At 66.1% G+C, this 11,087-nt stretch carries 8 protein-coding genes; 3 read left to right on the top strand and 5 right to left on the bottom strand.

The genetic code is table 11. The features are described 5' to 3' along the window. Positions 1-12 precede the first annotated feature (12 nt). The gene (locus tag HWN72_RS09485; RefSeq protein WP_013834063.1) at positions 13-276 is read right to left on the bottom strand and encodes a transposase; all 264 of its coding nucleotides are present in this window, start codon (positions 274-276) and stop codon (positions 13-15) included. A 911-nt stretch (positions 277-1,187) separates the two neighbouring features. Here HWN72_RS09485 and HWN72_RS09480 point away from each other — a divergent pair. From HWN72_RS09480 to HWN72_RS09470, 3 genes are all read left to right on the top strand, one after another. Further along, complete coding sequence (locus HWN72_RS09480) at positions 1,188-2,795, top strand: phosphatidylserine/phosphatidylglycerophosphate/cardiolipin synthase family protein (protein ID WP_211150136.1); 1,608 nt, start codon at positions 1,188-1,190, stop codon at positions 2,793-2,795. Positions 2,796-3,024: 229 nt separating this feature from the next. Further along, positions 3,025-4,098 carry a helix-turn-helix transcriptional regulator gene (locus HWN72_RS09475; RefSeq protein ID WP_211150135.1) on the top strand — a complete coding sequence of 358 codons (1,074 nt, stop codon included), beginning with the start codon at positions 3,025-3,027 and terminating at the stop codon, positions 4,096-4,098. A 222-nt stretch (positions 4,099-4,320) separates the two neighbouring features. Then, the gene (locus tag HWN72_RS09470; protein WP_211150134.1) at positions 4,321-5,448 is read left to right on the top strand and encodes a tetratricopeptide repeat protein; all 1,128 of its coding nucleotides are present in this window, start codon (positions 4,321-4,323) and stop codon (positions 5,446-5,448) included. Here the strand turns inward: HWN72_RS09470 and HWN72_RS09465 are convergent. The 4 genes from HWN72_RS09465 to HWN72_RS09450 all read right to left on the bottom strand — a co-directional run bounded on the left by HWN72_RS09465 (position 5,434) and on the right by HWN72_RS09450 (position 10,948). Further along, complete coding sequence (locus HWN72_RS09465; protein ID WP_211150133.1) at positions 5,434-6,810, bottom strand: efflux transporter outer membrane subunit; 1,377 nt, start codon at positions 6,808-6,810, stop codon at positions 5,434-5,436. The two genes, HWN72_RS09470 and HWN72_RS09465, sit on opposite strands and share 15 nt — an antisense overlap. 2 nt (positions 6,811-6,812) lie before the next feature. Then, positions 6,813-8,762 carry a MacB family efflux pump subunit gene (locus tag HWN72_RS09460; protein ID WP_211150132.1) on the bottom strand — a complete coding sequence of 650 codons (1,950 nt, stop codon included), beginning with the start codon at positions 8,760-8,762 and terminating at the stop codon, positions 6,813-6,815. Between the two features lie 8 nt (positions 8,763-8,770). After that, complete coding sequence (locus HWN72_RS09455) at positions 8,771-9,973, bottom strand: efflux RND transporter periplasmic adaptor subunit (RefSeq protein ID WP_211150131.1); 1,203 nt, start codon at positions 9,971-9,973, stop codon at positions 8,771-8,773. Between the two features lie 120 nt (positions 9,974-10,093). Beyond that, entirely contained in the window at positions 10,094-10,948 is an 855-nt protein-coding gene (locus HWN72_RS09450) for an SMP-30/gluconolactonase/LRE family protein (protein ID WP_211150130.1), read from the bottom strand. Between the last annotated feature and the right edge of the window lie 139 nt (positions 10,949-11,087).

The following is an 11,087-nucleotide window of genomic DNA, read 5'->3' as shown; positions in this document are numbered from 1 at the left end:
TACTACCTTATCTCAGGCCTCGAACGAGTTTCCGTCGCGCAGCATGGCATCCATGATCATTGCGAGGCGCGGCGCGAGCGCGACACGCGCCTTCCACGGGCCGCGACGTTTGGCGATCTTGAGAGCCCAGCTTTTGAGCGCGAAGCTCTGTTTTGTGCGGGTCAGGATCGTGTTGGCCGCCTCGTAGACCAGCTTGCTGACCGTTCCGTCACCTTGTTTGGTGATCCTCCCGGTCCAGCCGAGGTCGCCAGATTGATGGTGACGCCGAAGATGCACCGGCCGTCAGTGATTGTTTGAAGCGGTTTGCTTTATAGACAGCGGCCGCGAACGCAGCCGATGTCTGCACGCCCAAGGCATCGAGAACCATCGTCCAGAGCCTCTTCGCGACAGGCGGTTGAACCGGTCGTAGCTCGTCGTCGATGCCCTTGGTCCGAGGGCAGATGTACCAGCAGTAGCCAGACTTCAGAACATGCAGGATGCCCTAGATCACACGACGATCATTCACCCGCCGCGCTCCGGCCTGGTTTCTCGGGAGTTGAGGCTAGATCGCCAGCCAGGGTTCATCCGACAGCCAGAACAAAGAGCGCGACATCAAAAGGGCCCTCCGTCAATCATGGGAACCCTTCGAATCAACCTGCCGACGCAATTTCAAGAGGCTGATTGGGTTTTGGCCCGAGTGAGAGCCAGCCAAAGCTCGACGTCACTGATTCTCTAATCGCAAATCGCGACGAGGGGGGCGATCGAGAGCTACCTAGAAAGCTACCTAGCCGTGGACGTGGCGATCTTTGACCCTGAAGCAGGCTTCTAAATACCTGAAAAAAATTGTGCAGGCACTTGGGCTCGAACCAAGGACCTGCTGATTGAAAGGTAGATTTGGGTCGAACTGCCGTGCTGGCGACAAATCAGGGACCATACGAGCAGCAGATCGGCCTGACGCAGGCCAACATCGTTTCGTCGCAACGTAGCGAGTTTGGGGGTAGTGCTGGGGGTATTTTAAGGGCCAATGGAAAAATAGCGCCTAATAACCAGACGGTTATAAATATCTGATGGTTCCCTCCTCCGCTACCATCCTTCCCGGATAATCCCACGTTTCAATTCATTCGCATGCCGGTGTCGCAAGGCATGGGTTTACATGTGCTTGCTCCTCCCCCTACCACCTCGGGGCGGGGTGAGATCGAGGTATGTGAATGGCCCTTGTGCGGCGATGGCAGGTGGCGCTGCTGGGAATGACCGGCCTTGGAGCCGCGGCTTTCGGATTGATTCGCGCCAATAGACTTCCGCGTCGCCGGGCTTCTTCCGACATTTCGCCTCCCGCTAGGGGCGGGACGACGCTGTCGCGCGTGGCGCAGGAGCGGGCGGCGCGGTATCCGGGGCTTTCGGGTGTGCATCTCGTGCCCGATGCCGTCGATGCCTTCGCGGCGCGCCTGCTGCTGGTCAAGGCGGCCGAACGGACGATTGATCTGCAATACTACATCTGGCACGGCGACCGCACCGGAACCCTGCTGCTGGAAGCCGTGCATGAAGCGGCGCAGCGCGGGGTACGGGTGCGACTGCTGCTCGACGACAACGGGATCGCCGGGCTCGACGGGGTGCTTGCCGCGCTCAATGCCCACCGCAACATCGAGGTGCGCCTCTTCAACCCCTTCCGGATACGCTACCCCAAGGCGATCGGTTTCCTTGTCGACTTCGGGCGCCTCAACCGGCGGATGCACAACAAGAGCTTTACCGTCGATGGCGCGGTCACCATCGTGGGCGGGCGCAACATCGGCGATGAGTACTTCGGCGCGGGCGACGGCGCCCTGTTCGCGGACCTCGACGTCGTCGCGATCGGCCCGGTCGCCCGTGAGGTGGAGGCGGACTTCGAGCGTTACTGGACGAGCGAATCGGCCTATCCGGCGCGGCAGATCCTGCCGATCCTGGGCCGCCGCAAGCGTGCTAAGCTGCGATCGCGCGCCTCGGTGGTGGAGAGCGATGCCTCGGCCCGCCGCTATGTCGAGCGTCTGCGCAGCCTGCCGCTGGTGCAGGATGTGGTCGAAGGCTCGCTCACATTCGAATGGGCCGAGGTGCGGATGATCAGCGACGATCCGGCCAAAGTCGTGCGCGACATCGAATATCGCAATCTGCTGGCCGGCAAGCTCGACGGGGCGATCGGGCGACCGCAGCGAGAGATGACGATCGTGTCGGGCTACTTCGTGCCAGGCGAGCAGGGCACGCGTCAGCTTGCCGATTATGCTCGCTCGGGCGTCAGGGTGACGGTGCTGACCAATGGCTATTCCGCGACCGACGTGGCGTTGGTCCATGCCGGGTATGCGCCCTGGCGCAAGCGGTTGCTGCGCGCGGGTGTGCGATTGTTCGAGACGGCGGCAGAAGTGCGCGGCGTGCCGTCGAAGAAGCAGCGCCGGCAGGGCAATCGTCTCGGCATCGGCAGCCGCCTGCGGCCGACCGGCAGCGGTTCGTTCGCGGCGCTGCGCTCGGGCGCGGCGACGATCCACGCCAAGACGATCACCGCCGACAGGGAGCGGCTGTTCGTCGGTTCGTTCAATTTCGATCCGCGTTCGCTCAGGCTCAATACCGAACTGGGTTTCGTGATCTACAGCGCCGCCCTGGCCGGGCAGGTGGCCGACGCGTTCGAGACCATCGTTCCGGATGCGGCGTACGAAGTTACGCTGGACGCACAGGACCGATTGCACTGGACCAGCGAACAGCGCAGCGCCGCGCGTGAGCCGGGGCTGGGCCTGTTCGACAGCCTCCTGATCGGGTTCGCCTCGCGCCTGCCGATCAGTTGGCTGCTGTGATCAGGGGTAACTCCACATAGCCCATCCGTGCGGACAGAGCTTCGGGGGTACGAGAATCTGGCCGCGCGTTGCCCAGGCCATGGTGGGATCGCACGTGGTTCATGAGCCTATCCCATGGAAATGTGGAGAAATTCACCCTCTGAAAATCATGGAGGAAGGGGTCCGTGCTCGACAAGTCAGGCGCGGCGCGCAATCTGGATGTATTGCACAGGGGTAACCGGGGGGCGCCATGTCGTTCGGAATAGAGGAAATTTACGAGGCCGCCTTCGATCGAACGCGGTTTCCTGAACTGATCGAACGGCTGGGGGCGGCGATGGGAGCGCAGGCCGGTTTTATCGGCTGGAGCGACCCGGACCGGCAGGTCGGATTCCAGTTCCAGTTCGGCAACGACCCGGTCTGGCTTGGCCGTTACGTCGAGACTTATGCGGCGCTGGACGTGCTGCTGCCACATCTCCACGCCATTCCCGAAGGCGAATGCCGCCCGGCCTGGGACCTGATGCAGACGCAGGAAGTGCGCGAGAGCCGGTTCTACCGCGAGTACCTGGCGCCACAGGGGATCGTCGACAACCTGGCGGTGAACCTCATCAAGCGGCCGGGCATCATCGCCAGTCTCGCTCTGCTGCGCCGTGAGCCGGCTGGGCGTTATACAAAGCTGGAATGTGCCAGGCTAGCGGCGCTGGTGCCCCATCTGCGGCGTGCGATTTATATCCAGAGCCATCTCGTGCGGGCGCAGGAGCATGCCGCCGCCGACCGCGCCTTTGCGGGAAGCGCCGGGAGTTCGGTACTGTTGCTCAGCGCCGAGCACCTTCTGCTGGAAGCAGCCCCGGCGCTCATCCCCTTGCTGCACCTGCGCATCGGCGAGCCGATCGGCGAGGGCGTGCTGGGCAACGCGATCGCACGGGCGATCACGCAAGGTGAGCCGGTCGCGGTCGAGGTGGTGCCGGGGGAGGACGCCTCGCCGGTTCGCGTGCTGCTCGAATCGCGGCGGCTGGACACGTCCCGCTTCGGTGACCTTGCGGACGGGCCGGCGGCGTCGTTCGCGGTGCACGTGACGCGCGTGGATCTGCCGCGCGCCATCGCCTTCGACGCCATCGGCAGCCTCTACGGCCTTACTACCACGGAACTGCGGGTGCTGAAGGATGCGGTAGATACCGGCGATCTCACCGCGATCGGTGACCGGCAGGGCATGGCGAGGGCTACTGCGCGCACGCACCTCCATCGCATCTACGAGAAGACGGGGACGCGCAGTTTTGCCGGACTTTCCAGTCTTGTGCACCGTTTCGGGACGATTTCTTCGGGCTGAAAAGATGCAGGGCCTAAACAGATGGTGGATGCGGGGCCGGGGGTTAGCGCCTAAGCATTTGGCGGAGGGCATCAGGGGGTGTCCGAAAGCGAAATGGTGGGTTCCATGATGAACGTGCCGTCGATGCGAGCCGGTTCGAGTGGGGGCACTGGGGCTGGTTCCGAGACCGGGTCCGCGTGGCCGGGAGAGTCTTCTCCGCGCTATTTTCCCGATGATCCCGCCGTGTCTGCGGCTCGCCGGTTCGAGGCGTTCGAAGGCGTGCTGATGGCGGCGGCGCTGCTGGCCGCAGCGGGCATGTTCATGGCGGCGGCAAGCAATACTTATTCGATCACGGGTAGTGCCTCTGCAGCGACGGGCGTTTCTTCCGAATTGCCGTCGGACCCGACCATCGGCGGGCGGTTGCTGGTGGCACAGGATCTCGTCGCGGACCGGGAGACGGCGGGGCTGGAGCGGGCGATCGGACTGCTCGAGGGAGTGACGGCCCAGGCGCCCGGGTTCGCGCCGGGCCATGCCGGCCTTGCCGAAGCGCTGATTCTCTCGCGAGAGTTCGGCGGCAGGAACGACGCCGATGCATTTCGGCAGGCGCGGGAAGCGGCATCGGCGGCGGTGCGGCTCGATCCCGACCTCGCTTCGGGCCATCGCCTGCTGGGCTTCATCGCCTATTGGCGAGACCACGATTTCGCGCAGGCGCAAAGGCGTTTCGCCCGCGCGCTCGCACTCGATCCAGACGATGTGCTGTCGCACTTCTGGTACGGCAATATCCTCAGCGACCATGGCGACCATGGAGCGGCGCTGGCGCAACTGGAGCGCGCGGCGGTACTGGAGCCCGGCTCCCTGCCGATCCGTACCGACCTGGCCTGGGCGCGGTGGTCGGCGGGACAGGACGCGATCGGTGTCGCGACGCTGAAAGACATCGCTGCGTCTCATCCCGAGTTTCCGGTCGCGCAGGACTGCCTGGCGGTGATCGCGCTAGTCGATGGCGACCACGCGGGTTACGTCCGCCACTTCACCCGGTTCGCCCGTTCGCGTGCGGATGCGCGGTTGCTGGCGAAGGCTGGCGAGTTGACCCATGCGGGGCAGGGACGGCTGCTTGACGTGGTCTACGAACAGGCGCTGGCGGATGTAGCGGATGGATCGCGCAGCCGGGCGTGGCCGGTGCTCGTCGCGTCGCTGCGGGGGGAGCGGGCATCGGTGGTCAGCCTCCTGCAGGCGGCCGACCGGGCGAACGAGGCCTGGGGCGACGCGGCGTTGATCCCGCGGATTCGCGCCGCATGGAAAGGCGATCCCGAAGTTGCCGCGATGATCGACCGGCGCGTGAGCGCGAACGCGGTGCGCCTAGCTTCCCGTTGAGGGGACCTGCCCACCGAGGGCCTGATAGACCTGCACTTGCGCGACCAGCCGGTTGTAGCGGTTCTGGATGAGGCTGCTACGCGCGCTGCGGGCACGCTCCTGCGCGTCGAGCCAGGAGCGCAGGGGGATGAGCCCTGCGCGGTACTGCCGCTCGTACAGGGCCTCGGCGTCGACGGCGGCATCGAAGTTCTGCGCCGCGAACTGAGCCTGCCGGATGTACTGGTCGCGCGCCGAGAGCGAGACCTGCGTGTCGCGCAGGGCATCGTAGAACGTCTGGCGGAAGTCCTGCACGGCGATGTCGTAGTCGGCACGCGCGACGCCGGTGGCGAGGCGCACCTTGGCCGGGTTCAGCTCCGCCAGCGACAGCGCGCCGCCGAGGCTCGCGACCGGGTTGGTGAAGAACTTGAGCAGCGAGGAACTGGCCGTGCCGAGCGCGCCGGTCAGGCTGAAGCTGGGGTAATAGCTCGCGACCGTTGCGTCACTCGTCGCCAGCGTGGAGCGCAGGCGCAGTTCGGCGGCGGCAAGGTCCGGGCGGTTGGCTAGCAGCGAAGCGGGGACGCCCGCAGCGATGGCGGGGAGATCGGCCTGGGGCAGCGCTTGCGGTTCCGGTCCTTCGTAGTCCTGCCGGGCGAGCAGCGCGGCGATCGTCTTGAGCGCTTCGACGCGGGCCTGCACCAGCTGCGTTTGCGAGGACTCCTGCGACGCGACGGTCTGCTGCGCGTCGCGCAGTTCGAGGCGGGAGACGGCGCCCGCATCGTATTGTCGCTGCACCAGTTCCAGCGCCCGGCGTACATAGGCAAGGCTCTGTTCACCCAGCGCGATCTGCTCGTTGGCATAGGCGAGCTGCCACCATGCCTGAACCGTGGTGCTGACGAGTGCGAGGCGGGTTTCGGCAAGGTCCTGCGCGGTGGCCTGCGCTTCCCAGCGGGCGGCGTCGGCCTGCGCATCGAGGCGGCCGAACAGGTCGATCTCCCAGGAGGCGCCAAGGGTGGCGGAACTGCTCTTGCTCCACGCCGAGCCGCCTTCCAGCGCCTTGGACGCGTCCGACGAGGCATTGGCCGACAGGCTTGGCAACAATGCCTGCCGTGCGAGGTCCGACGACAGCTTCGCGCGCTTGAGGCGCAGGCCTGCCGCAGCAAGGTTGGCGTTATCGGCGAGGACCCGGTCGACGAGCGCGGTCAGCGCGGCATCGTCGAACTCGTTCCACCACGGTGCGCCGACCTTCTGCGGCGCGCCGAGCACGCCCGCATCCCAGTTCGCGGCGACCGGCACGGCGGGCGCAGCATAGTGCGAGCGGACCACGCCGCCGCAGCCTGCGGTCAGCGGCAACAGGGCCAGCGCGGCAAGGAGGTGAGGGCGCATCGTCAGTCTCTCGAAAGGGCGTCGACCGGATCGAGCCGGGCCGCACGGCGCGCGGGCAGGAAGCCGAACACGACGCCGATGAGGGTGGAACAGGCGAAGGCGGCGACGATCGACGTGGTCGAATAGGCCATCGCGAAGTCGGAGGCGAAGTAGGAAAACACCACGCCCAGCGCCAGCGACAGGCCGACGCCGATGACGCCGCCGATCAGGCAGACGAGGATCGCCTCGATCAGGAACTGCTGGAGGATGTCGGACTGGCGCGCGCCCACCGCCATGCGCACGCCGATTTCGGCGGTGCGTTCGGTGACAGAGACCAGCATGATGTTCATCACCCCGATGCCGCCGACGACCAGCGAGATCACCGCGATCGCGGCGACGAGGAGGGTCATCGTCTGCGTGGCGCTGGTGATCGTGGCGCGGATGTCGTCGGAGTTGCTGATGAAGAAATCGACGATGCCGTGCCGCTGGGTCAGGAGCTGCGTCACGGCGTCTTGCGCCGCCGAGGTCGAGACATTGTCGCTGATGCGCACGGTGATGCTGGAGACGTAGCTCTGGCCCAGCATCCGGCTCATCGCGGTGGTGTAGGGGATATAGGCGGTCAGGCTGTCGCTGCCGCCGAAGCCCTGTTGCTGGGTGCCGACGATGCCGACGATGCGCACGGGAACCTTGCCGAGCAGCACGACTTTGCCGAGCGGGTCCTCGCCATCGGGGAACAGGGTCTTCTGCGTGTTCTCGTCGATCACCGCGTCCTGCGCCAGTTCGCGCACCGCCTGCGTATCGAACAGACTGCCGGAATTGAGCGTCAGGCCGCGCACGCGGAAGTAGTCGGCGCCGACGCCGCTGACTTGCGCGGTGGCGGCGACATTGCGGTAGCGTGCGGTGACGCTGGTGGAGACGCTGGGCGTCACGCTGTCGATGTAGGAGAGCTGGCCGAGCGCCTCGGCGTCGCTGTCCTTGAGAGTCTGGATCTTGCCCGATCGCATGTCACCGAAGCTCTTGCCCGGATAGACGGTGAGCGTGCTGGTTCCGAGTCCGGATATGTCGGAAAGGATCTTGGCCTGCGACCCGTTGCCCAGCGCCACCACCGAGACCACCGAGGCGATGCCGATGATGATGCCCAGCATCGTCAGGAAGGTGCGCAGCTTGTGCGCCGACATGGCGAGCACGGCCATGCGGAACGCCTCGCGGAAGCGGTCGGCAAGCTGGCCGAAGCCGCTGGCGCCGGTCGGCGGTGGGGCGAGGGCGGGCGCGGTCTTGGGTTCGGAGGTGCGGCGATCGTCGATGATTGCGCCGTCGCGGATCTCGATGATGCGCTCGGCGTGCTCCGCGACGTGCATGTCGTGCGTGACGATGATGACGGTGTGGCCCTCGGCGTGAAGTTCGCCGAGGATCGCCATGACTTCCACGCCGCTGGCGGAATCGAGCGCGCCGGTGGGTTCGTCGGCGAAGATCACCTCGCCGCCGTTCATCAGCGCGCGCGCGATCGAGACACGCTGCTGCTGGCCGCCCGAAAGCTGGCCCGGCCGGTGTCCCGTCCGCTCGCCGAGGCCCAGGCGGGACAGGATCTGTGCCGCGCGCGACGCACGTTCGCCGCGCGGCTTGCCCGCATAGATCGCGGGCACCTCGACGTTGCCGAGCGCCGAGAGGTCGGTCAGCAGGTGATAGCGCTGGAAGATGAAGCCGAAGTGCTCGCGGCGCAGCGCGGCCAGTTCGTCGGGTTCCAGTTTTGCGGTGTCGCGGCCGTTGACCCGGTACGATCCCGAGGTCGCCCGGTCGAGGCAGCCCAGGATGTTCATCAGGGTGGACTTGCCCGAACCGGACTGGCCGACGATGGCGACCATCTCGCCGGCCTCGATGGTCAGGTCGATGTCCTTGAGCGCCGCGAAGACGCCGTCACCCGAAGGATACTCGCGCCGGACGTGCGAGAGCGAGAGGAGCGGGGCGGGTTCCATCACCCGCCTCAGAAGCCCGGCGGCCCCATGCGGCGGCGACCGCTCGTTCCGCTATCGGCCTTGGCCTCGCCGATGACGACGTTCTCGCCTTCCTTGAGGCCGGACAGGACCTCGACGTTGACGTTGTTGTTGAGGCCGATCCTGACCTTGCGGCTTTCGATTGTCCCGTCTTCTGTCTTCACGCGGACGGCATAGGCGCCGTTCTTGTCCTTCGTGCCGAGCGCGGTGGCGGGGATCGTCAGCGCATTGGCGCGGCGGTCGAGGACGATGGTGACCTTGGCGGTCATCAGCGCGCGCAGGCGGTTGTCCTCGTTGGGCACCTCGAACAGCGCGTTGTAATAGATCGCGGTGCTGGAGGACGAACTGCTCGACGAGGAACTGCTGGAACTGGAGCTGACTTCATCGACGATAGATTCCGGCGCCGGTTCGATCATGCGCAGTTTGGCCTCGTAGCGCTTGTCGGGATCGCCGAGGATGGTGAAGTAGACCGGCAGGTCGGGCTTCACGTTGATGACGTCGGCTTCCGAGACCTCGGCCTTGATCGTCATCACGTCCAGCTTGGCAAGGATCACGATAGTCGGCGCCGACTGGTTGGCGTTGACGGTCTGGCCCTGCTTGGTGACGACGGCGACGACGACGCCGTCCATCGGCGCGGTGATCTTGGTGTAGCCCAGTTGCACTTCGGCGGTGTTGACGCTGACGCTGGCGCCGCGGATCTGCGCTTGCAGGGCGTCGTAGCTGGCCTGGGCGGACTGCAGTTCCTGCCGTGCCGTCTCGAAGTCCTGCTGCGATGTCGCCTCGCCGGCGCCAAGCATCTTCTGGCGGTTGAAGGCAAGCTGCGTCCGCGCCAGCGTGGCCTTTGCCGATGCGACCTGCGCCTGCATGTTGGCAAGGTCGGCGCGGGCGGTCTCCAGGCTGTTGGTCTGGGTGCGCGGGTCGATCAGGCCGATGAGGTCGCCCTTGTGGACCACGTCGCCGATCTCGAAGTTCAGTTCGTCGAGGCGGCCGGACACCTGCGCGCCGACGCTGACGAGTTCCTTCGGCTCCAGCGTGCCCGTCGCCTCGACGGTGCGTTCGAGCGCCCCGCGCGCGACCTTGACGGTCGCGACGTCAGGCTCTGCCGGAGCGGCGAGGAACAGCTTCCAGACGAGAAGGAGAACGCACGCGCCGAGTACGACGCCGCCGATCACGATGCGACGAGTGGTGAACATGCTGCTCCGTATGGCTGCTGGAAGGCAGCTTGTAAGCAGGGATTTTGGTAGCAATGTGTAACGGTTGCGCAAATCCTTGCGACAAAGCGCGACTGTGCCGGAGCCGAACGGCCCGGCCGGTCAGCCGAGGTAGGTACCGGAGGGCAGACCCGTCACGCCCGCATCGATCTCGTAGAGCGCGCCGTCGAATTCCGATTCCGGAAGGCCCGTCGCCGCAGAAGTCACGAACATGCGATCGAGGTTCTCCCCGGCGAAGGCGATGTTGGTGATGCGCCTGGCGGGCAGCTCGATCGAGCGGTCGCGGGTGCCGTCGGGGGCGAAGCGGCTGATACGGCCGCCGTCCCAGTGGGCAACCCACAGGAACCCTTCCGCATCGGTGGTCATGCCGTCGGGATAACCGTCGTCCTCGGAGAAGCGGATGAATTCCTGCCGATCACGGGCGCCGCTTGCGTCGAGGGCGAAGCGGTAGATCGTACGGCGTCCGGAATCGGTGTGGTAGAGCCAGTTCCCGCAAGGTGAGAACGCCGGGCCGTTGGTCACGGTGTAGCCGGTGTCGACGACCTGCCATTCGCCCTGCGGCGAGAGGCGGTAGAACGAGCCGGAGACTTCCTCCTCGGCCATGTCCATGGTGCCGCACCAGATGGCGCCGTGGCGGTCGGCCTTGCCGTCGTTCATGCGGTTGCCGGGCAGGTGCGGTTCCGGATCGGAGCGCTCGCCGATGGTCAGCGGATCGAGCGTGATCGCAGCGACGCCGTCGCGGAAACCACCGAGGAAGCCGCCGGAAGCACGCGGAGCCACCCAGCCGAGCGGCGCGGGCATGTCCCAGCGTTCAATGGCGCCGGTGGCCAGCGTCAGCCGGTTGAGGGCGGGGGCGAGGATATCGACCCAGTAGAATGCGCCATCTCGCTCGCACCAGAGCGCGCCTTCGCCGAGGGTGTCGCGCACGTCGCGCTCGATCTTGCGCCAGAGGGTCATTCGCCGTCTCTCCCGGTCGGGGGTGAGGGAGGCCCACCCCGCTGCGACTAGGCAGCAAGCTGCCAAGTCTCACTGCCCCTCCCGCAAGCGGGAGGGGCATCTTCATGTCTCCCCACCCGCTCGCGGGAGGGGTTGGGGG

Origin of the sequence: Novosphingobium sp. HR1a (genome assembly GCF_015594425.1) — a bacterium.
Classification (GTDB): domain Bacteria; phylum Pseudomonadota; class Alphaproteobacteria; order Sphingomonadales; family Sphingomonadaceae; genus Novosphingobium; species Novosphingobium resinovorum_A.
This window is presented reverse-complemented; position numbering and strand designations above follow the sequence as displayed.